Below are 20714 nucleotides of genomic sequence, written 5' to 3'. Positions count from 1 at the left end.
TTCAGTGTTTGGGATAATACGATAGTCTTTAGTTGTGACCAACATTTACTTTCTTACCAGGCGGTTGATGGAAGAGAAAATAACCACTAGGTTGTTAATCCAGCGGAGGAGTTTATGACAGACCTTTATAGAACCGACTATATGCTCTGGGTGGAAGAGCAAAAAAAGCTGCTGGCTGCCAGACGTTTTGATGAACTTGACCTTGAAAATTTGTTGGAAGAATTAGCAGATATGGGAAAAAGTGAGCCAAGGGCTTTCAAGAGACATCTTATTCAGTTACTGAGCCACTTGTTAAAATGGGACTTTCAGCAGAATCAGGTCAATGACCTCAGGGATATGGATCATTGGTTTCGCAGCTGGGTGGATACGATTCAAATTCAGAGGTATGCCGCAGCAGCAGTCCTGGCAGATAATCCCAGCCTGCAGTCAAAACAACAGGCTATTTACCTTGAAGCCTATCAACAGGCCCGAATACTGGCTGCCAAGGGCTTGAACAGTTATGTGGATTCAAGACATTTTTCATCGAAAGATTTCCCTGAAGATTGTCCCTGGAGCCTTGAGCAGGTTATGGGTGAAGACTTTTTGCCCGAAGCCAGACTCAGTTAAGCCTGGCAGTCACGGGCTTCAAAGCGATTGCATGAACTTCTTCATCAGTGGCACATGTCTACGGCTTACTGAAAGAGGCTTGTCAACGCCTCTGAGCTGGATAAAGTAGTGGCCCTGCTCGTCACGAATCATCCTTTCTATGGCCTTTCTGGCCACCAGAGCATTCCTGTGGACTCTAACAAATCTGGAACTAAACTCGGACTCCAGATCTTTCAGTGGGTCATCAATGAGCACTTCCCCGTTCTTGTGATAAACCGTGATGTATTTGCTGTCTGCCATAAAATAGTAGATATCATCCAGAGGCACCAGCTCTATCCCTCTGAGCGTTTTGGCCGCGATGTGGCTGCGGGCATTATCATTCAGGTCTTCTTTAAGGCTCGCCAGCTGCAGTCGATTAACTTTAGCAGCGCCAATCAGCGCTTGTTGCAGATCTTCGATCTTTACTGGTTTCAACAGATAGCCAACCGCCTGAACCTGAAAAGCTTCAATGGCGTGAGTATCATAAGCGGTACAGAAAATGACAGCGGGCGGACGCTCCAGCTTGCTGATATGAGCGGCTGCTTCCAGACCTCCCATAACAGGCATACGAATATCCATTAAGACAATATCTGGCTGGTATTTACGACAAAGCTCCAGAGCTTCTATGCCATTACCTGCATCGTACTCCAGAGCCTGAAAGCCCTCTAAACGTCCTAACAGGTGTCGCAGGCGGTCTCTTGCCAGCGGTTCATCATCGGTGATCAGTATGTTCATGGTTATTGCCACCGTAAGGGTAAGTGATCAATGTTTCAAACTCCTGAGTATCTCCACTCTCACCCTCAAACAGCTGAGCTTTTACACTGGCTTTGTTACCAAAAAGCATATTCAGTCGGGAGCGGATATTGGCCAGAGCCAACTGATTTCCCTGAGCCCCTTTGGCAAAGCTGGAAGGGTTACTCTGAACCGGGTTTCTGACTCTGATAGTGATGTTATCGTTGCTCCTGCCAATATCTACACTCACAGTGCCACCTTTTTCCAGTGGCTGGATGCCGTGATAAACCGCATTTTCAACAATGGGCTGCAATGTGAGGGGGGGAATGAGAACGTCCTCAGGGATTAACTCAATATTCCACCGGGTTTGCAGACGGCGTCCCAGTCTGTGCTGTTCAATTCTCAAATAGCGCCGACAAAGCTCGATCTCTCGACTCAAGGCAATGCTCTTGCCATGCTCCTGAAGGCTGGAGCGAAAGAGATCCGACAAATCTTCAACGGCCTGCTCTGCCTTGTCCTGGTCAATATGAATCAGGCTGGCGATGATGTTCATCGAGTTAAAAAGAAAGTGAGGGCGAATCCGAGCCTGCAAAGCCTCAAAGCGAGCGGCATGGCTGGCTTTCTGCTCTTTCCTGGCTTCCTGTTGGACGTAGAAATAGCGCAGAAGCATGGCTGTAATGATCAGAGCGACGGTGACATGCCTGACCAGCTGGTTCCATTCCGGATAGATATCAATAAAAGCATCCCGCCATAGAAACCACTGCGCCGCGAGAGTGAATACCAGAGTGATGATGCCCACGACACCAAGGCAGCTGCTGATGATAACCGTCAGTTTCTGACGCTTCAGAACTGGCCTGAGCCGGCATAGAACAGCGCCTGATACCAGAGATATCCACTGGACAAATAGGGAAGTCATGGCCAGACGATTCCAGTCCAGGTCGTCCGGGGCGGGCAGAGTGAGTACCTGGATCAGGACAAAAAGCTCAGACACCAGAACCAGCATAAAGACGGCACCGGGGGAGCATAAATCCGGCAGGAAAAAGTCGTCATCGTCCTGAATTCTGTTGGCTTTAAATAGCAAGAGGGAGCATCCTGTCTCTGGTGTCTTTAGATTTATAATAATTCGTAAAAATAGAATAATTATTCTTTTTGGGTTGGGCGCGCTATCTAAAATCACCCAGTTACCTCTATAATGCCGGAGCCAGCTTCAGTCATCCACAGTCTGGCTATAAAAATCAGCAGATTGACGTTGCGGGCATCAGGAAGTTGGCCTGCAGAATGCGAAACAGCCATGAGCCGGAAACAGCCGTGAGCCGGAAACAGCCATGAGCTCATTAAAGAAAGAGGTAGAAAATGTCCGATAGCAGCAATCAGCAGTGGGGTGGAAGGTTCAGCGAAGGCGTGGATGCATTTGTTGCTCGATTCACTGCCTCTATTGATTTTGATCGTCGCCTTTATCGTCATGATATTGAAGGCTCGATGGCTCACGCTCGAATGCTGCAAAGAACAGGCATTCTGAGCCAGGAAGAGCTGTCTGTCATTCTGAGTGGGCTCGAAGGTATCCTGGAAGACATCGAAAACAACAACATCGACTGGTCTATCGAGCTGGAAGATATTCATATGAATATTGAAGCCAGACTGACAGACAGAATTGGTGATGCGGGTAAGAAACTGCACACCGGGCGCTCCAGAAACGATCAGGTGGCAACCGATATTCGTCTATGGCTCAGAGAAGAAATTGACCATATAAGTAATGAGCTGAAACGGTTGCAGACAGGTCTGGTCAATCTGGCAGAGCAGGAAGCTGACACTATTATGCCGGGCTTCACTCATCTGCAAACGGCACAACCGGTGACATTTGGACATCACCTGATGGCCTGGTATGAAATGCTGGTAAGAGACAGTGAACGTTTACAGGACTGCAGAAAACGCGTCAACGTGTCGCCCTTGGGAGCGGCTGCTCTGGCAGGTACAACTTATCCGATTGATCGTGAGTTCACTGCAAAGGCGTTAGGTTTTGATCGCCCATCCAGGAACTCATTGGATTCTGTCAGCGACAGGGACTTCGCCATAGAGTTTTGCTCAGTGGGCGCACTGCTGATGACGCACCTGTCGCGTATGTCGGAAGAACTGGTGCTTTGGACATCGGCCCAGTTTGATTTTATCGATTTACCTGATCGCTTCTGTACCGGTTCATCCATCATGCCCCAGAAGAAAAATCCGGATGTACCCGAACTGGTGAGAGGTAAGACAGGAAGGGTTAATGGTCACCTGATCAGCCTGCTGACATTGATGAAATCTCAACCATTGGCCTACAACAAGGACAATCAGGAAGATAAGGAACCCCTGTTTGATACAGTAGATACCCTCAAAGACTGCCTGCGAGCCTTTGCTGATATGGTTCCACATATTCAATCAAAGAAAGCAAACATGTCAGAGGCCGCTCGCCGTGGATTCAGCACCGCAACCGATCTGGCAGACTACCTGGTCAGACAAGGCATGCCATTCCGCAATGCCCATGAAGTGGTTGGCAAAGCAGTGGCCTACGGCATTGAGCAGAACAAGGACTTGTCAGAGATGAGTCTGGAAGAGCTGACTGTCTTCTCAGACACCATTAAGGAAGATGTGTTTGATGTGTTGACGCTGGAGGGGTCTGTTGCTGCAAGGGAGCATATTGGCGGCACCGCGCCGGGGCAGGTGAGGTTGGCTGTAAAACAGGCCCGAAAGCTCGCCCATGATAACGCTCCCTGATCCTTCCCGCCTTGACGAGGCTATTGCAAACCAGCGTCCTTTGCGGGCGCGCACGCCAGTGTAGTGTGATGAGAGCTGGAGTAAGATCAGCTCTTGTCAGGTTTGTTTTGCTAATTCAACAGTCGAGATATCAACCCTTTCGTATCAAGCTTTGTCCCGAAATTGTCCCCTGCAGAGGCCCACGAGGTAGCCGGCAAAGTAGTGTCCTGTGTCATTAAGCAGAATAAGGACTTGTCAGAGATGAGTCTGCATGTGAAAACAATTTTCTCAGACTCCATTAGGGAGGATAGGTTTGATGTGTTGACGTTGGAGGAGGCTATTGCTGCGGGGGATCGTACTGGAGGGACTGCGCCGGGGAGGGTCAGGTTGGCAGTGAAGATCGCTGGGCAGTGTAACGATTTTACATTGACCATAGAGTGAGGAATAAACTATCACTAGAGTACTCCTCACTTAACACTAATGAGTTAAAGGCATACAGTCCACACCTATCTCTTGAAAATGAGAAACTATTTTTTTAAGCATGGGGTGTTCTTTGTAGTTAAATAAATCATTTCCAATACTGATTATTTTGTTGCTATTTCCATAAATAAGTTTGGCTGTGATCAAGGCTGTGCTGGAAAAACCAATGATATAATCATATTGATTTTTTATCATTAGCAACTCAATGGGGGATGAACCTGAGTATATTTTAAAATTTTTGGAACAAAACTCTATTTTTTTATCATGCCTGTTTGTTGGGTGCGGGATAAATAGTATGTCTTTTATATTTTCCGAGGATAGATAACTAAGAAGGTTCTGGTTAATTGCTTTTGAGGCAGCTTCATCTGTGATGCCCGAGTTGGTTAGAGGTTGACCGATGATGAGTGCAGACTTAGTTTCTTGATTGTTGCGTGATATTGAAAACTCTGTTGTAAAGGGTGGGAGGTCTTTTGTCTTCTCTGCTGGTAAGTTTTCTGAGGTTCCCGGAATGGTATAAATATGGGATATCTTGTTGCTTAGCATCCCATGTCTGTCTTCTTTAAAAGGCGTGTACTTTAGACCGATCGCTTTATCAATAAGAGATTTCTTTCTTTTGCTTACTCGTTCTAACTTGTTTTTTGAAAGAGGGTGAATTATCAGGTTAAGAGTTCCGTCAGGTATTATATTAAACGTGACTTTCTTTTTTGGAAAGTGCTTCTTTGAGGCAGCAATGAAATAATTGTATCTTGTGCTGGATATTGAAGTTGAATGGAAATTTATAGATTCTGGGTTGTTGCTTTTAATTATTGAAAAAATGAATTTAATGTTTTCTCGGGTAGATAGCTTTCTTGCAAATATTGAAGCTTCTCGATATTTGAGAAGAAAAACATTTTTTAAACCATAGTCTTTTGCTGCTTCGTAATTCTGCTTCTTAAAACAGAAGAAAAAAGAATCAGTGTCTTTGGAAATCAGTATTGAACTAACTAACTGGAATGATGAGTTAATGAAGAAGATATTGATTGATGAGTTCTTTGCTTTCATGGTGGATCAATTCTGTCTATGGATTGGATCATTTTTAATAAAGAGATTGGGGAGGCTGATTAGCTTCATTAATTGGTTTTTTCTTATGAAAATGAATATATAAGCTATAGTAATCTGTGTTTCTCCCCCGAGAACCTTGGCAGGGAAAAGCTTAAGCAGCTTGTAACCTTTTTCATGTGCGGTTTCAATTTCAGAAGGTGTGGCAACACCAGGAATAAAAGGCAAGTTGAGAGTCTCTGACTTTTTTACAACCGTGAGATTGCAACATCTCATTTGAGATCACGGCAAAATCATGAAAGTGTTGGCCTGGCATGGGCTTTAGTAAGGTAGCGTGTACACATTGGCTGTCTTGTGTACTCTTCAGGACTCTTTTGAAGGTTTCCGTATTGTTTAGCAGTATGACTGCAATTTGATCAAATCCTGCCAAGACTTCTGCATCATCATTTCTTCTAATTTGACACTCATCTTTTCTCATCGAAATATCAAGCTTCCAGTGAAGTTTATTCCTGATGCGACATATTCCCTGCTTGATATGGGAGACTAATAATAGAGATTTTTGAAATCAAATCCTGAGCACTCGTGCTGAGGTCATATCCTGATGTTACAGGCATAAGGTGACAGACGTATGAGTAAGAAAACAAATATAAGCTACAGATTACTGGATTCACGGGCTTTCATGATTTCTCCGTGATTTCGTCTGGTTTTTTCGGAATTTCGACGTGGCTACCGCACGAGATGCTATGGCAGAATTATATATGCTGCATTTTTGGCTTCAATAGGTATTAATGTAATTTCGATTGGTAGAGGCTGTGTAAACAATGCCAGAGTCGTCGGTATTATCTTTGGTTTTTGGTGTTTTTACTTGCATGTGTGCGTAGATGTTTTGTTCGAGATGATGCTTTCTAGACAGATGACGAAGGTTCACGATTGTCGAGCGATCTGGAATAGCAAGATCCAGGGGATTCTCCGGCTTGGTTTGGCCGGAGTTATTGCATTTCAAAGTGGAGTTAACACAGGCTCCAAAGTAACAGTCAGAATGATAAACCAGTTTCTCAAGGACGGAAGGCATATACTTCTATGCATTCCTGCCACCGCCCCAAAGATTTTGTTTTTTCACAAGCCTGATCACTTCAAAGGCGAGTGCCTTCTGAGCCTTTTTATCAAATCGCTTATAAGCAAGGTTATAGTGCCTGAAAAAAAGCACTCTATCCTTAGCGGTAAAATGTTTGAAGGATATTCTCTTAATCAACTGGACCAGATTCTTTTTCACCAGTGAAAGAGGCACTTCTGAGTGGAAACTGTTGCGTTCAATATCGATCATAACGAAACGTGGAGGCAGGCTCGGTTCCATCAAAATATTGCCTGCGCGCAGGTCTCCATGAACAATACCTGCTTTGTGCATCTGACCAATATAGTGGCCAAAAGCCTTGATCCATGCTTGACGCATGGGCTCATCATTTTCAGGTTTTTTGACCAGATATTCAGAGGCAGAGCCATTAGGACCCGCTGCAGTAATTAAGTAGTGATTCTTATTTTTGAGCACTCCGGATGCCAATATTTCCGGAATTTCAAACCCCGCATCCACTGCAATTCTGGCCTGTTTCACCCAAACTTCACAACGAGTGCCCCTGATTTTGGACTTAAGAATTTCCAGGTTGCTCTTGGGTATGAACTCTTTGAAGTAGCAGCCAGGAGTGCCGATATAGCGTGCCATTCTGGCCTGTTTGGAACAGCTGATCCACTCCCAGTTGTCAGGAAGGATATTGTTTTCAAGTTGGGAAACATCGTGCTCAAAGTCAGGCTGCATAGAACGGTTTTTTTGCTCACTGGCTCAGACAATCTGATGGAGCGAGAGTATAACAGATAGATCATTGATCTGAGGAGTGATTTATTCTGCAGCTTCCGCTGGGCCGGATCATATTCAAGTCACAACCCAGTCGCAAAAATCAGTGCTGATCGTCATGTAATTCCCGTCTCATTGTCTCTGGTTTAAAAAATACCCGGGAGTGGCATTTTTTAGTTGGCGCAAGCAGCTCACAGAAAAAAACGGTGCGAAAGCCTTTAAGTGATAAGAGTAATTGTCGATGCCGATATAAGCAGCAGACAAACCAGAGGAAACTGTATGCCTGCAGTTCAACCATCTAAAGCACAGACCCATTATCTGCCCAGAGATAATGACTATGTTTATTCTCACAACCGCTTTGGTCGTGGTTGCCACTACGTTGGTCGGTTTCTGTCCCGACCGGTTTCACTGGTCGCCAATTCGGCAACAAAGCTGTTCGCCCATGACCGGCCAGGCAAAAGCAACACGCCTGCCGAAGGTGAGAAACGGAAGCAAAATGTACCACTGTGGGCCAGGAAGGTAGCCCGGGCGACTGCCGTTACGCTATTTCTGGTACCCTCATTGGCATTGGGAGCATTGGGGTTCTCTCTGCGCATGATCGGCAATCTGTTCAGGAACGAAATTTCCCTGATTCAGTCTACCGTTCCACCCGCCATTTATAATCCTGAGCGGGGCCTGCATTTGATGACCTATAACACTGGCCTGATGCCGTCGTTTATCCGTAACCTGAACGACCTGCGCTCATCACAGCAGCGTAGTCATGAGATTGCCGAAGCATTAACCCGAAATCCTGATGCTACTCCGGATGTTGTCTGCTTCCAGGAGGCGTTTGACCAGCAGGCGACGAAGCAGCTCTGTAAGGATCTCAGTGGCCACTACCACCATATTGTTCACAGTGTTGCGCCCCGGGAAACCGGATTGAGCAGTGGTCTGGCCATTGCCAGCAAATATCCCGTAAAGGAGGCAACATTCCGGCCTTTCTCTGATCTGGCAGCAGAAGACCAGCTGGCCAATAAAGGCTTGCTGCGGATCGTGCTGGATCTCGGCAACGATAAAACGGCCGTTGTTTATAATACCCACCTTCAGGCCAAGGATGGTCAAACCTATGAGGCGATTCGCTATAACGAGCTGCTTCAGATAAGAGCTTGGGTTCAGGAGGATAGCGATAACGACAGGCGTAATAACATACACCACCATGGCACCTTCCTGATGGGAGATCTGAACAGTGCCCGGTCAGACGAGCAGGGTAGGGTGAGTAAAAACTCAGAGTTCGAAAATGCCATGATGGCACTGGGAACAGGTTTCTCTAACAGTTACTACGATACCCATGATGAAGAAAATGATACCCGGCTGGTTGACCGCAGCGAGTCATTTTTTGTCAACAGTGACCAGGCAAGCATCGAGCCGGAAGATCGTCGGGAGCCCGATGGAACATGGTATCTTGGCGCCGGAAACAGAATGCATCAACCATGGGGTAGCAGGCGCTGGAAAGATCATCCCGAGGTGGCAAGGCAGTGTATTTATGACTTCCAGATGGTTCATGGGGACACTGAAAAAAAATGGGCATCCCATACAGAAATACGGCAACTGGGGCTCGATGTTAATAATGATCTGGAAAGCGGGTTATCTGACCATTTGCCGGTGTCGGTTATCTATCGGGAAGCGGAAGGATTTTCTGCTGTCATTGCTGGCTTGGAGCTGGAGGATTATAAGGCCCCGAAGGTCAGGGAACTGGTTAATAAACTGAAGCTTGCCTATGGCCATCGGTCCGGTAATCAGATCAGCGAGAATCTGGTTGATCCGCAGTTCGCAGGCGTCAATCCCCTGCATAAAATTGCTGAACTCAGGGATCAGAATGAAGGGGAACCTGATATTGTGAGTGAGCTTAACCGGCTTGAAAAAATGGTCAGGCAAAGCATGAATCCTGTTTCCGAAACGCCTGGGTCGAACATCGGGTAAACTGTAATTTCTGTAATGCGGTTGTTTACGCTATTGTCATTTATTTTATGACATAATGAGAAGTGCTGTTCCTCTATATGGATTCAACGAATGTGTATAGTAAATATCGGTTTTCTATACATGTTCTGATAACCTGTATAGAAAATGGCACTTTCCTATACATGTTGTGAGTCACTGTGACCCCTTACCAACCAACTGATCTACCCCTGCCCCGGGAAAATGAGCTGGAAACACGCCGGGTATTAAAAAAACTGGCTTTAGCCCACCGGCATCTGGCAGAACTTAAAGGAGTAGTACGCTCTATTCCCAACGAAACCATCTTGATCAGCACCCTGACGCTTCAGGAAGCCAAAGACAGCTCAGAGGTGGAGAATATTGTCACAACTCATGATGAACTGTTTAAAAACAACCTGACAGTGCTACCCTACAGCCCGGCAACCAAAGAAGTTAAAAGCTACTCCAGGGCACTGAGCCGTGGCTTCGATACCGTCAGAAAAACAGGAATGCTTCGCTTTCAGGATATTCTCGATATTCAGCAAACACTGGAAGAAAACCGGGCAGGCTTACGCAAATTGCCCGGTACCGAGCTAAAAAACACCTCCACGGGTGAAGTTATTTATACCCCTCCTCAAAACCCGGAAAGGGTTGAGTCACTTATGACAAACCTGGTGGCTTATCTCAATGATCATGGGCTTTCAGACAATGATCCGTTGGTGAAAATGGCGGTTATTCACTTCCAGTTTGAAAGTATTCACCCATTTTACGATGGGAATGGCCGAACAGGTCGAATCATCAATATACTTTATCTGGTCACTCAGCAGTTGCTGGACCTGCCAGTGCTCTATTTAAGCCGTTATATTATTCGAAACAAGGCTCAGTACTACTCACGGTTACAGGCAGTGAGAGACCTTCAGGATTGGGAAGGCTGGTTACTGTTCATGCTTGAAGCCGTATCAGAAACGTCAAAAGAGACCACAACCCTGATTGATGAAATAAAAACCCGGATGCAGGCTGTAAAGCATAGAATGCGTGAAGAACTACCTAAAATTTACAGTCAGGATCTGCTCAATCATTTGTTCTGCCATCCTTACACGAAAATCGAGTTTATTGAAAAAGAGCTGAATGTTAGCCGACTGACCGCCACCAAATACCTGAATCAGCTGTGCAGCAAGGGCTTTTTGCTTAAGCAGAAAATGGGGCGAAGCAATTATTATATTAACGAGCCTCTGGTTGACTTGTTCCTGAATATTGGTCAGTGATCATCATCGATTTGGGAAAGTCAGCTATAGAGACAAGCTCTCAGATCGGTTGCCGAAGGTTACTTTTCTGCATCGTGCTTTTCAAAATCCTTGTTTGTTACAATAGCTGATCAGAAAAGGTATTACGGATTCCTGAATGAGCCAGCTGTTACATCAATTACTCTTTGATCAGGCTGAAAAAGCACCTCTGCATGAGGCTCTGGGGGTGAAATCTCAGTGGTATGATTATGCTTCGGTTGCCTTGCACGTAAAAAGTGTAGCCTCAGGCTTGCAGAGACTGGGACTATCCAGACATGAGAGGGTGGCTGTTTATCTGCCAAAAACCGCTGAGGCTGTTTTCAGTTATTTTGGAGCAACGGCAGCCGGTGGGGTCATGGTTCCGGTCAATCCTGTGTTAAAAGCGCCTCAGGTGCGGCATATTCTGACGGATTGTAAAGCCAGAGTTCTGATCACGAATAAGGCTCGCTTCAGGCAGATGGAGGCCAGCCTGACTGATTGCCACGATCTGAGTCATGTCATTCTGGTGGATGGGTTCTCTGAGGAAGAAAGTCGTGTTCGGGTTATTGCCTGGCCAGACTTCCTGAAGGAAGAGGGCACGTGGTCTCAACCGCTCACTATTGATATGGATATGGCGGCCATTCTCTACACCTCCGGAAGTACCGGTAAGCCCAAGGGGGTCGTGCTTTCTCATCGTAATATGGTGGCCGGGGCGTATAGTGTCTCTGAATATCTCGGGAATACCGATCAGGATCGACTTTTATGTGTACTGCCATTTAGTTTTGACTATGGTTTCAGCCAATTAACCACTGCCTTTGCCTCCGGTGCCAGCTGCTACCTGCTGGAGTATCTGCTGCCCGGAGATATCATCAAACAGGTGGCTCAGCAGAAGATTACCGGCCTGGCTCTGGTGCCTCCTCTTTGGGTGCAGCTTTCTGAAATGAGCTGGCCTGAAGAAGCGGCAGTGAGTCTGAGGTATTTCACGAATTCGGGTGGGGCTATGCCATCGTCAATACTGGATGCGCTTAGAAATAAAATGCCACAGGCTTCACCTTATTTAATGTATGGCTTGACGGAAGCTTTTCGATCGAGCTATTTGCCACCTGAAGACGTGGATCATCGTCCAGGTTCTATGGGCAGGGCTATTCCCAATGCTGAATTACTGGTCATCAATGAGAGTGGGCTACCCTGTAAACCCCATGAGCCGGGTGAGCTGGTTCACCGGGGAAGTCTGGTGGCGCTCGGTTATTGGAATGACCCTGAACGAACCAGAGAGCGTTTCAAACCTGTACCTTTGTCTATTCAGGAAATCCCAACCCCTGAGCTGGCTGTCTGGTCGGGTGATATTGTCACCCGGGATGAAGACGGTTATTTGCATTTTGTTGGCCGCAAGGATGACATGATCAAGACGTCGGGCTACCGGGTGAGTCCCAGTGAGCTTGAGGAGCTAATGTACACATCCGGGATGGTGGCTGAAGCAGCGGCTATTGGTGTTTCCCATCACCGGCTGGGTCAGGCTATCGTGCTAGTCGTGGTATCTGCGACAGATGGGCCTGTTGAAGAGAAAGCGGTTATCAAACATTTCCAAAAACACGTGCCAACCTACATGGTGCCTTTGCGGGTGATTACTCAAAGTGCTTTAGCCAGAAATCCAAACGGCAAAATTGACCGAAAAACCTTAGCTGCAGAGTACGAAAATCTGTTTGTATCCGGAGAAAATAAATGAGCAAGCAGCACGATCGTCTGCAGAGAATTTCAGTTAAGAATAATCGTCTTCAGGTCGCAGGTCGTCCTGCTGATCAGCTGGTTGCCATGGCGGGCGGAACACCTTGTTACATATACGACAGAAAGTCTCTCACTGAGCGTGTTCGGTCTCTGCGTACGGTGATGCCTTCTGACTTAAAGATGCATTATGCGATCAAAGCCAACCCAATGCCCGCCGTTGTTCATCATATGGCAGGTCTGGTGGATGGCCTGGATGTGGCCTCCCAGAGGGAGATGATGGTTGCTATCGGTTCGGGTGTTGATCCTGAATCGATTAGCTTTGCCGGGCCAGCAAAAAAAGTAGAAGAACTCAGGGCGGCTGTCGCTGCAAGCATAGTGATTAATGTCGAATCCAGCCTGGAGCTGGAAAGGCTTTATCAGCTTTCCTCTGAGTTGCAGTTGAAGCCCAAAGTAGCTTTTCGCGTAAATCCAGACTTTGAGCTTAAGTCGTCTGGCATGAAAATGGCCGGCGGCCCAAAGCAGTTTGGTATTGACGCTGAATTAATGCCTGAAATGTTATCTGAGCTGGATACCGGAAAAGTGGACTTTTATGGTTTTCATATTTTTTCCGGATCACAGAATCTGAATCCAGATGCGTTGATTGATGCTCACGGGAAAACATTTGAGCTGGCTGCACGACTCTGTGAGTTGGCTCCTGTCCCGGTTCAGCATATCAACATCGGTGGTGGTCTGGGGATTCCTTATTTTCCGGGTGAGCAGGCACTGGATATTATCCCCATTGCTGAACATCTTCAAAAGCTGATGGGGGCTCGCACGGGTCGACTAAAAAATGCTGAAATGGTTATGGAGTTAGGTCGATATCTGGTCGCAGAAGCGGGTTACTACTTCTGCCAGGTTACGGATAAAAAAGCATCCAGAGGGCAGACTTTCCTGATGACCGATGGCGGGTTACATCATCACCTGTCAAACTCTGGTAATTTTGGTCAGGTTATCCGTAAAAATTACCCTGTTCTGATTGCCAATTGCATCACATCCGAAGAGAAAGAAACCGTTGAGATCGTTGGGCCGTTATGCACGCCCCTGGATATTGTTGGGGCCAAGCTGGAGTTGCCTGTGGCAGATGTGGGTGATCTGGTTGTTGTGTTTCAGTCGGGTGCTTACGGAGCCACAGCCAGTCCGCAGAAGTTCCTGAGTCATCCTGAAGTGAAAGAGCTTCTGGTTTGAGACAGGTCAGTCGGTATCGACAGGATTGCGAAGGTAATGGCTATGGTCTATACATTTTGTACGCATTATTGTACGAATCTTTACATACGAATAAAACGGGAGAGAGTATGGAAACTGTATAGGTGAAAGTATCTGACTTTCGAGAAAACTTGCAGGTTTGGCTTGCACGGGTCAGCAATGGAGAAAGCTTGGCCCTATCCAGACATGGTGAAATTATTGCACGTATTATCCCTGAGCCAGATGGGGAGAGTGAGGCTAGAAACAGGTTAAACAAAATGGCTTCTCAATGCCAGATAGGTGATGTTATTTCACCGCTCGGCGAAAGCTGGGATGCAGAGAAGTGATCATCCTGGATACGCATGTGCTGATATTTGATGCTATCGCCCCAGACAAATTGTCAGCTAAAGCGCACAAAACTCTCGAAGCAGCAAGAGAGAAAGGCGAACTCGCATACTGTGATATTTCTATGTGGGAAATTTCTATGCTGTTAGCAAAAAAGCGTTTGACCCTTAGTGTGGATATTAGTAGCTTTCTTAAAGATGTTATTAGTGCTAACAGGCTTACTGTACTTCCTATATCACCAGAGATTGCAAAACTCTCTATCAGCTCTTGTTTTAGCCATAAGGATCCTGCTGATCGTCTCATTGGTGCCACCGCGATCTACTACCAGGCATATTTGGTAACATGTGATAGTAAACTTACTGCGGTAAGAGAATTGAAGACATTGTGGTGATTGCCAGCCAGTTATGTTGGCCTATCTGTAAAGCAATGAGTGTCGGGGCATTACAGGCCGATGAGCGGTGGCTCGCGGGAAAACGATTGTTGCTGTCTCGTTTGAAATTTTTTTCTCAGCAGAAGCAGTACAGAGGCAGTATTTCGGCAGACAAAGTGAATGCCAGTTAACTCAGGTTTAGTGGTGTTGGCGACACCCTGTAGTGCTGTTTTTGTTGCTCAGGGCGAACGTTATGGGACATAACAGCTTGGCTGTTGGCTACAACATATAGCCTTTTTATTTTGTAGTTTATAAACTACAATTTATTATATGATCACCATTAGAGAAACTGAAACCTATCGTAATTGGGAGCGCAAGTTAAAGGATGCCCGGGCAAAAGCCACCATAGCAGCTCGAATATTTCGCTTGGCTAACGGCCTTCCCGGTGATGTTTCCCCAGTTGGTCAGGGGGTCAGCGAGCTGAGAGTTCATTATGGCCCCGGATACCGAGTGTACTTCCGCCAACAAGGAGGCGAGATCATTCTTCTGCTGTGTGGAGGGAACAAGAGCACGCAGAGCAAAGATATAGAACTTGCTAAACAGCTGGCAAAACAATGGAGGAAAAAATGATGACTGAACCCGTATACGATTACGATCCCGCAGAAGCACTGTACAGCCCGGAAGCCAGAGAGGTGTTTATTACTGATGCTTTTGAGACTGGTGACGCTTCTTATATTGCCAAGGCTCTGGGGGTTGTTGCCCGGGCTGAGGGTATGAGCAACGTTGCCAGACAAACCGGCCTTTCCCGTGAGCAACTGTATCGCTCATTTAGCGAAGACGGAAACCCAACATTAAAAACCATCCTGAGCGTTATGCAGGCTCTGGGTTTTGGCATCACTCCAAAATCTCAAAAAGCCTGACACATTGGGCTCATTTCGAAACAAAAAACGACTCAGGTAGCCCGGTTAATATAGCCCAACAAACTACCAACTGTTTCGAAGATGGTCGCATCAATATCATCATCGGCTACGTTGATGCCAAAAGACTCTTCCATAGCGGTAATCACCCCCACTACGGCCATGGAGTCAAACTCAGGAAGAGCACCCAGAAGTTGGGTCTCTTCGTCAAAGGTCTGGGTCTCGACCTCCAGCACTTCCGCCAGTATCGTTTTGAGTTCGTCAATGTGTGCCATTTATGTTTCCTGGTGCTGCCGCTCTGGAGCCCGGCCCTTGAACAATCTGTACAAATAAATCAGAGAGGCAACTCTATAGAGTTTCAGGGTTGGTATCAAGCTGGTGGTGTTGGTGTGTTTGCTGCGTTCTGCTCAGTTCATCAAGGACAGCAAATAGCGCCCATAACCACTCTTCAGGAGACCTGTTGCCAGTTCTTGAAACTCTGAGTCATTAATCCAGCCATTCCTCCAGGCAATTTCTTCCAGAGCCGCAATTTTCAAGCCCTGACGTTTCTCTATTGTTTGTACGAAGTGGCTGGCTTCAAGAAGTGCATCGTGAGTACCTGTATCCAGCCAGGCCATGCCTCTGCCCATCACTTCAACCTTAAGTTTTCGCAGCTCAAGGTAGATCTGATTGACGGTCGTTATCTCCAGCTCACCCCTTTCGGATGGTCGAACCTCTTTGGCAATATCAATGACCTGGTTATCGTAAAAATACAGCCCTGTTACAGCGTGGCGTGACTTGGGTGCGGTGGGCTTTTCCTGGATTGATATTGCTGTTCCATCATCGTCAAATTCAACGACACCATAGCGTTTGGGGTCTTGAACAGGGTAGGCAAAAACGGTGGCGCAGTCGTTGCTTCGAAGAACCGCCTGCTGCATCATGCTGGCTAGCTTGTCGCCGAAAAACAGATTGTCTCCCAGAACCAGTGCGCAAGGATCATTGCCAAGAAATCTCGAGCCAATGATAAAAGCTTGTGCCAGTCCATCTGGGGAAGGTTGCACCTCGTAATGGATAGAGCATCCCCACTGTCGGCCGCTTCCAAGAAGACGCTGGAATTGCTTTTGGTCCTCAGGTGTCGTTATGACAAGAATCTCTCTGATGCCCGCCAGCATGAGTGTGCTGAGTGGGTAATAGATCATTGGTTTGTCATACACAGGGGTTAACTGTTTGGATACAGCTTGAGTGACTGGATAGAGTCGTTTGCCAGACCCACCGGCAAGAATAATCCCTTTCATAGTACTATTTGCTCTCTATACTCAAGCGCCGTCTCTGGTAGTTGCCGGACTGGACGGCTTGGCACCAGGGTTGATTCTCGTGATACCAGAGTATTGTGTTTTTAATGCCTGGCTCAAAGGTCTCTTCCGGGACCCACCCCAGTTCTCTGGCAATATTGCCGACATCAATAGCGTAGCGAACTTCTGTTTCACCCAAACCACCATAAGCCTCGTCAGTAAAAATATGGTGAAACCTGAACCTCTGTCTGGATTCCATCGATAATCCGAGCCAATATTTTCTGGTTGACTTCAGTAGAGAGAATGTACCTAGTGTGTTGTTTTGAATAAAGTCGGCAGAGCTATCAATAATAGAGCGGTCAACGTGAGTTTCAGTAGCCAAATGCATAATAGCATCGGGTTGATAGTGAGCCAGTAATTCTTCAATGGCTTGAGCGTGGCAAATATCAACCTGTTGAAAGTGATCCATTGTTTCGGTCAAAGGGTCAAGGGTAACAGCACAGGCAAGTTTATCTACGTTGATGACATGGTGATCTGTCTGGCGGATGATGTATCTCGCCAGTGCCTCACCCATGAAACCGGCACCTCCGGTGATCACGATGTTCATTTGCCTGAAGCCTTATCCTCAGAGGGGTATGATTTGTATTTTGCTCCAATCACCAAACCGACTGGCAGCCAGAAAATCAGCCAGACTTCATCTGGAATGATGATAAGGCGTGATACTTCTGTCAACATGCAACTCATTCCATAAACAAGAAGGAAGAAACTGACTTTTACAAGCCTTTTTTGCCAATGTTTCTTGATAAGTATGATGGTTGAGCCAACGATTCCAGCAAACAAGGCAAAACCCGTAAGTCCGTAATACACTACGGATTGGAGGTAGTAATTATGAGCGTAGAGAAAGTAAGTTCCTTTCCAGGGAATGGTCATCTTATAATCCACGCCACGACCGAACCATACACTTTCCGAGATGTGCTTTAGGCTGGCTAGCCAGATTGGCACTCGGCCATTCAGAGTGGAGTCATTGTTAATATCGAAAAATGTATCCTGAAAAAGATACATACCGATGATGGCTATTAAGATACCCAGCATCAGAAAAAATTTGGTTTGTTTGCTCCTGATGATCAAACATGCCGAAAGCAAGGCTATGGCTGTTGCCAGCTGTGGTCCTCGAGAGCCTGTCATGAGTACATACAGAAGTAGGGTGCATACACCCAGTGCGGACAGAATCAATTGCCATGGCTTTAGCAGAGTTGTACAGGTCCAGCTAAAGAGCAATGTTGCGATCGCGCCAAAATAAATACCTGAGGGAATGGGGTTGTTAAAATCTCCCAGCCCGGCAATACCCATGCTGAATATTCTGTATGATCGATATTGGAAACTATGACCCTGTATCAGGTATTGATTGGTCAGTGCCACAGCGGCACCTAATACGGCAATTGCGGCAGATGCAAGCAATGCTTTTTCAAGCAAGTGCCCTTTTTGAGAGAGCCTGACGATTGCATAAAGGTACATAGATATATATAGACATTTTTTCAATACATCAATCCAGGGCTTTTGGGAGCTACCCCACCACCAAGAAGCAATAGCCAGAAGCAGAAAGCCAGCGATGCACATTTCTTGCCTGTCTGGTCGCCAGTCTTTCCATCGGTTGAAGTTGAGGAGGAAACAAATTAGGGCTGGAAACAGAAGCCAAGTGTAGGTTTGGCTGACATCCGCCCCTCGACCAAGCCAGTGAATGCCCGATATCTGGACAGCCAGCCCGAGTGGGAGTATGAACTTTACTAGGTTATTGTCAATTCGTGAAACGGTCATTAGAAGGTGTTAATACTCAAACAAGCGCGAAAGTATAGTATCGGGTGACAGGCAAAAAAATGTAAGCTTCGAACATAAATGCAAGGCCCAAGTTTATCCAGAAGTTTTAGAGGTACTTATGTACATAGTCATTCTATGGAAGGTAAGACAATATGATACAATGATGATACATCGAATTTTAAGTTAACCAGAAAATGCCTTCAGTATCTGTCATCATTGCCTCCTTTAATCATGCTCAATACGTAGCTCGATCCATTGAGAGTGTTGTTCGGCAGACCTTCCAGGATTTTGAACTGATCGTGATTGATGATGGCTCGACGGATGAAAGTGTCAAAATTATCCAGACTTTACAAGATGAGCATGATTTTCAGTTTATTGTACAAGAAAACATGGGACTGGCAAAAACTCTCAATAGGGCCCTGGACCTGACATCAGGTGAGTTTATCGTTCCCTTTGGGTCGGACGATATCATGATGCTGGATAGAGTCGAAAAACAAGTATCCTATATGAAACAGAATCCTCACCTGGCTATCAGTGGAGGAAATATATTATGCATAGATGGACAGGGGCAGCTCCACAGAGCCCAAAAAATATATCCAGAGCGAGTGTTGGAATTTGACGATATATACAGGAATCGCAAGAAGGGAGTACCTGCGCCTACCCTTATGCTTCGCAAGGATGTATTACTTGAAGCGGGAGGCTTTGATCCTGAGATTCGTCTAGAAGACCTTTACATTGAATTCAAGATTACCTCAATGGGCTATCGGATAGGTGTGCTTAATGATGTGCTTGCCTATTATCGTATTCACGACACCAACACTTATAAGAATCTGGAGTTGATGTTGAATGCAGTGCTAGCTACTTACAAGTGCTTTTCAGATCACCCCAAATATGAGCAAATGAGGCTGCGAACTTTGCACAGTTATTTGTTGATGGCAGTAAAGTCAGATAAGCCGTTGGCCAGAAAGATTCTTTCAATGATTCCTCTCAATGCCTATCGAGCCAAGACATTGAGGGGGATTTTTAAACTTCTGTTTGCAAAATAATCTATCAGTCAGGCTACTCGGCCCAGAGGTACCTTACGGTGAGCAACAAGAAGCAAATCTTACAGCTTCAGAACAGTTTTAATGTCATGTCATCGGACTTGGCAGAACAAATCATCAAGGCACTGCCAGCTGATCAATATGAAATTACAACAGCCTTTCTAAAAGGAAAGCCAGAAGCAGGGCAGCCTGTCAGTGCTGCCGGTAAATCTGTCTATTTTGATTTTAGTAGCAAGCAGCTAAAAGGAATTCGACGCTGGTTTGCTATACGACAAGTGTTACGATTTTGTCGGGATCATCATTTTGATGGCATCATTTGCCATCGCTTCAAACCGACTCACATCATGCTCAACCTGGCCAGGAAGCTGAACACAAAAGCTTTTATCAGTATCGCCCATGGTTTTGGTGATTATGACCGCTCTTATCGGCAGAAGCTGGTTAACAGGCTGGCTGATGACCGCTGGTGCTTTGTAGGGGTATCCAAGCCTGTTCAGAACTATCTTATGAACACTATAAATCGCTTAAATGAGAATAATACGGCAGCGATCAGCAATGCTATTGACATTGAACAGGCCGTTTCTATTCAGCTAAGCCAGGAGCAGGCGAGGCAGGAACTGGGACTGCCTGATGATCGCTTTATTTTTGGCACAATAGGTCGATTGGTCGAGATCAAAGGTCATGCTGTAATGATTGATGCTCTGGCTCAGGTTAACAGGAAATACCCGACAGCAGCAGTAGGCATCATTGGTTACGGTGAAGAAGAGCAAAACCTCAGGCAAAAGATCAGTGACCTTGGTTTGCAAAACAGTGTTTTTCTGCTGGGAAAAAGAGCAGAGGCTATTAAATATGTTAAGGCGTTTGATGTCTTTACTCTGCCCTCCTTCACCGAAGGTCTGCCCCTTGCGTTACTGGAAGGCATGTCTGGAGCATTACCTGTCATTGGGTCAGATATAGATACCATAAAGCCTTACATAGAAGGGCTGGGCCAGGTTTGTAAAGCGGGTGATTCAGAGAGTTTGGCTCAGGCCATGGAGTATTATCTTTCACTACCAGCTGCTGCAAGGGCAGAGGAAGGTCGCCATCTCTATGAGGTGCTTTGCACAAGACATAATATTAATGATTTTCGAGAGTCCTATCGCAATCTGATGGATGAGATGCTGACCAGAACAGCTTAGCTATTCACAATAAAAAGCTGGATACATTGAAATATGAAATCATTATTCAGAAGCCCTGAAACTTTTGGGTATTGTTGCAGCGCTGGTTGCATTAGCTGCAAGTATGTATCTATGCACTAGCAGCCTGTCGGACTTAAGCGTCCGTAGCGAGGATTGCAAGAAATTGA

General features: G+C 46.2%; 22 protein-coding genes. 12 read left to right on the top strand and 10 right to left on the bottom strand.

From position 1 onward, the window contains the following. Positions 1-114 precede the first annotated feature (114 nt). Positions 115-606, top strand: coding sequence for a DUF29 domain-containing protein (locus KDK17_RS13845; RefSeq protein WP_257255032.1), 492 nt, complete (start codon positions 115-117; stop codon positions 604-606). 18 nt (positions 607-624) lie between these two features. Here KDK17_RS13845 and KDK17_RS13840 read toward each other — a convergent pair whose 3' ends face one another. Both KDK17_RS13840 and KDK17_RS13835 read right to left on the bottom strand, forming a co-directional pair. Beyond that, complete coding sequence (locus KDK17_RS13840) at positions 625-1359, bottom strand: LytTR family DNA-binding domain-containing protein (protein ID WP_257288298.1); 735 nt, start codon at positions 1357-1359, stop codon at positions 625-627. Then, complete coding sequence (locus KDK17_RS13835) at positions 1337-2437, bottom strand: sensor histidine kinase (protein WP_257255034.1); 1101 nt, start codon at positions 2435-2437, stop codon at positions 1337-1339. Before KDK17_RS13835 ends, KDK17_RS13840 begins: the two co-directional genes overlap by 23 nt. A gap of 272 nt (positions 2438-2709) precedes the next feature. Between KDK17_RS13835 and argH the strand changes: the two genes are divergently transcribed. Beyond that, entirely contained in the window at positions 2710-4107 is a 1398-nt protein-coding gene (argH, locus tag KDK17_RS13830) for an argininosuccinate lyase (RefSeq protein WP_257288297.1), read from the top strand. A gap of 162 nt (positions 4108-4269) precedes the next feature. After that, positions 4270-4527 carry a hypothetical protein gene (locus tag KDK17_RS19615; protein WP_373691599.1) on the top strand — a complete coding sequence of 86 codons (258 nt, stop codon included), beginning with the start codon at positions 4270-4272 and terminating at the stop codon, positions 4525-4527. 36 nt (positions 4528-4563) lie between these two features. Here the strand turns inward: KDK17_RS19615 and KDK17_RS13825 are convergent, their stop codons facing one another. The 4 genes from KDK17_RS13825 to KDK17_RS13810 all read right to left on the bottom strand — a co-directional run bounded on the left by KDK17_RS13825 (position 4564) and on the right by KDK17_RS13810 (position 7414). Further along, complete coding sequence (locus KDK17_RS13825) at positions 4564-5607, bottom strand: alpha-2,8-polysialyltransferase family protein (RefSeq protein ID WP_257288296.1); 1044 nt, start codon at positions 5605-5607, stop codon at positions 4564-4566. Between the two features lie 6 nt (positions 5608-5613). Beyond that, positions 5614-5880, bottom strand: coding sequence for a hypothetical protein (locus tag KDK17_RS13820; protein WP_257280873.1), 267 nt, complete (start codon positions 5878-5880; stop codon positions 5614-5616). A 499-nt stretch (positions 5881-6379) separates the two neighbouring features. Then, positions 6380-6676, bottom strand: coding sequence for a hypothetical protein (locus tag KDK17_RS13815; RefSeq protein ID WP_257275372.1), 297 nt, complete (start codon positions 6674-6676; stop codon positions 6380-6382). Between the two features lie 6 nt (positions 6677-6682). After that, entirely contained in the window at positions 6683-7414 is a 732-nt protein-coding gene (locus KDK17_RS13810) for a lipopolysaccharide kinase InaA family protein (protein ID WP_257255178.1), read from the bottom strand. 315 nt (positions 7415-7729) lie between these two features. On the opposite strand from KDK17_RS13810, the gene KDK17_RS13805 reads away from it, so the two are divergent. From KDK17_RS13805 to KDK17_RS13775, 7 genes are all read left to right on the top strand, one after another. Further along, positions 7730-9409, top strand: coding sequence for an endonuclease/exonuclease/phosphatase family protein (locus KDK17_RS13805; RefSeq protein ID WP_257288295.1), 1680 nt, complete (start codon positions 7730-7732; stop codon positions 9407-9409). A 176-nt stretch (positions 9410-9585) separates the two neighbouring features. Beyond that, on the top strand, positions 9586-10668 hold the full coding sequence (locus KDK17_RS13800; protein ID WP_257255176.1) for a Fic/DOC family N-terminal domain-containing protein: 1083 nt from the start codon (positions 9586-9588) through the stop codon (positions 10666-10668). A gap of 136 nt (positions 10669-10804) precedes the next feature. Further along, positions 10805-12391, top strand: coding sequence for an acyl-CoA ligase (AMP-forming), exosortase A system-associated (locus tag KDK17_RS13795; RefSeq protein ID WP_257280876.1), 1587 nt, complete (start codon positions 10805-10807; stop codon positions 12389-12391). Further along, on the top strand, positions 12388-13614 hold the full coding sequence (locus KDK17_RS13790) for a pyridoxal-dependent decarboxylase, exosortase A system-associated (protein WP_257288294.1): 1227 nt from the start codon (positions 12388-12390) through the stop codon (positions 13612-13614). The genes KDK17_RS13795 and KDK17_RS13790 overlap by 4 nt, the downstream gene beginning before the upstream one ends. A 340-nt stretch (positions 13615-13954) precedes the next feature. After that, entirely contained in the window at positions 13955-14347 is a 393-nt protein-coding gene (locus tag KDK17_RS13785) for a type II toxin-antitoxin system VapC family toxin (RefSeq protein WP_257275377.1), read from the top strand. Between the two features lie 309 nt (positions 14348-14656). Further along, the gene (locus tag KDK17_RS13780; protein WP_257255170.1) at positions 14657-14956 is read left to right on the top strand and encodes a type II toxin-antitoxin system RelE/ParE family toxin; all 300 of its coding nucleotides are present in this window, start codon (positions 14657-14659) and stop codon (positions 14954-14956) included. After that, complete coding sequence (locus KDK17_RS13775; RefSeq protein ID WP_257255169.1) at positions 14953-15246, top strand: addiction module antidote protein; 294 nt, start codon at positions 14953-14955, stop codon at positions 15244-15246. The genes KDK17_RS13780 and KDK17_RS13775 overlap by 4 nt, the downstream gene beginning before the upstream one ends. Before the next feature lie 32 nt (positions 15247-15278). On the opposite strand, the gene KDK17_RS13770 is transcribed toward KDK17_RS13775, so the two are convergent. The 4 genes from KDK17_RS13770 to KDK17_RS13755 all read right to left on the bottom strand — a co-directional run bounded on the left by KDK17_RS13770 (position 15279) and on the right by KDK17_RS13755 (position 18053). Further along, positions 15279-15518 carry an acyl carrier protein gene (locus tag KDK17_RS13770; RefSeq protein ID WP_257275379.1) on the bottom strand — a complete coding sequence of 80 codons (240 nt, stop codon included), beginning with the start codon at positions 15516-15518 and terminating at the stop codon, positions 15279-15281. A gap of 132 nt (positions 15519-15650) precedes the next feature. Then, positions 15651-16517: a glucose-1-phosphate thymidylyltransferase RfbA gene (gene rfbA, locus KDK17_RS13765; RefSeq protein WP_257275380.1), complete on the bottom strand. Its 867-nt coding sequence runs from the start codon at positions 16515-16517 to the stop codon at positions 15651-15653. Positions 16518-16521: 4 nt separating this feature from the next. Continuing rightward, positions 16522-17121: a GDP-mannose 4,6-dehydratase gene (locus KDK17_RS13760; RefSeq protein ID WP_257275381.1), complete on the bottom strand. Its 600-nt coding sequence runs from the start codon at positions 17119-17121 to the stop codon at positions 16522-16524. Further along, entirely contained in the window at positions 17118-18053 is a 936-nt protein-coding gene (locus tag KDK17_RS13755; protein WP_257288293.1) for an O-antigen ligase, read from the bottom strand. The genes KDK17_RS13760 and KDK17_RS13755 overlap by 4 nt, the downstream gene beginning before the upstream one ends. Before the next feature lie 470 nt (positions 18054-18523). On the opposite strand from KDK17_RS13755, the gene KDK17_RS13750 reads away from it, so the two are divergent. Further along, entirely contained in the window at positions 18524-19375 is an 852-nt protein-coding gene (locus KDK17_RS13750; RefSeq protein WP_257275384.1) for a glycosyltransferase, read from the top strand. A gap of 38 nt (positions 19376-19413) precedes the next feature. Then, complete coding sequence (locus tag KDK17_RS13745; RefSeq protein WP_257288292.1) at positions 19414-20547, top strand: glycosyltransferase; 1134 nt, start codon at positions 19414-19416, stop codon at positions 20545-20547. Positions 20548-20714: the final 167 nt, after the last annotated feature.

This window comes from Endozoicomonas sp. SESOKO2, from assembly GCF_024606245.1.
Lineage (GTDB): Bacteria > Pseudomonadota > Gammaproteobacteria > Pseudomonadales > Endozoicomonadaceae > Endozoicomonas_A.
This window is presented reverse-complemented; position numbering and strand designations above follow the sequence as displayed.

Bases quoted from the DNA above. Each gene is read 5' to 3' on its own strand.
- KDK17_RS13815 (WP_257275372.1), bottom strand. From the start codon at position 6,676: ATGCCTTCCGTCCTTGAGAAACTGGTTTATCATTCTGACTGTTACTTT.
- argH (WP_257288297.1), top strand. From the start codon at position 2,710: ATGTCCGATAGCAGCAATCAGCAGTGGGGTGGAAGGTTCAGCGAAGGC.
- KDK17_RS13780 (WP_257255170.1), top strand. From the start codon at position 14,657: ATGATCACCATTAGAGAAACTGAAACCTATCGTAATTGGGAGCGCAAG.
- KDK17_RS13775 (WP_257255169.1), top strand. From the start codon at position 14,953: ATGATGACTGAACCCGTATACGATTACGATCCCGCAGAAGCACTGTAC.
- KDK17_RS13790 (WP_257288294.1), top strand. From the start codon at position 12,388: ATGAGCAAGCAGCACGATCGTCTGCAGAGAATTTCAGTTAAGAATAAT.
- KDK17_RS13805 (WP_257288295.1), top strand. From the start codon at position 7,730: ATGCCTGCAGTTCAACCATCTAAAGCACAGACCCATTATCTGCCCAGA.
- KDK17_RS13845 (WP_257255032.1), top strand. From the start codon at position 115: ATGACAGACCTTTATAGAACCGACTATATGCTCTGGGTGGAAGAGCAA.
- KDK17_RS13820 (WP_257280873.1), bottom strand. From the start codon at position 5,880: ATGAGATGTTGCAATCTCACGGTTGTAAAAAAGTCAGAGACTCTCAAC.
- KDK17_RS13770 (WP_257275379.1), bottom strand. From the start codon at position 15,518: ATGGCACACATTGACGAACTCAAAACGATACTGGCGGAAGTGCTGGAG.
- KDK17_RS13810 (WP_257255178.1), bottom strand. From the start codon at position 7,414: ATGCAGCCTGACTTTGAGCACGATGTTTCCCAACTTGAAAACAATATC.
- KDK17_RS13795 (WP_257280876.1), top strand. From the start codon at position 10,805: ATGAGCCAGCTGTTACATCAATTACTCTTTGATCAGGCTGAAAAAGCA.
- rfbA (WP_257275380.1), bottom strand. From the start codon at position 16,517: ATGAAAGGGATTATTCTTGCCGGTGGGTCTGGCAAACGACTCTATCCA.
- KDK17_RS13840 (WP_257288298.1), bottom strand. From the start codon at position 1,359: ATGAACATACTGATCACCGATGATGAACCGCTGGCAAGAGACCGCCTG.
- KDK17_RS13825 (WP_257288296.1), bottom strand. From the start codon at position 5,607: ATGAAAGCAAAGAACTCATCAATCAATATCTTCTTCATTAACTCATCA.
- KDK17_RS13760 (WP_257275381.1), bottom strand. From the start codon at position 17,121: ATGAACATCGTGATCACCGGAGGTGCCGGTTTCATGGGTGAGGCACTG.
- KDK17_RS13750 (WP_257275384.1), top strand. From the start codon at position 18,524: ATGCCTTCAGTATCTGTCATCATTGCCTCCTTTAATCATGCTCAATAC.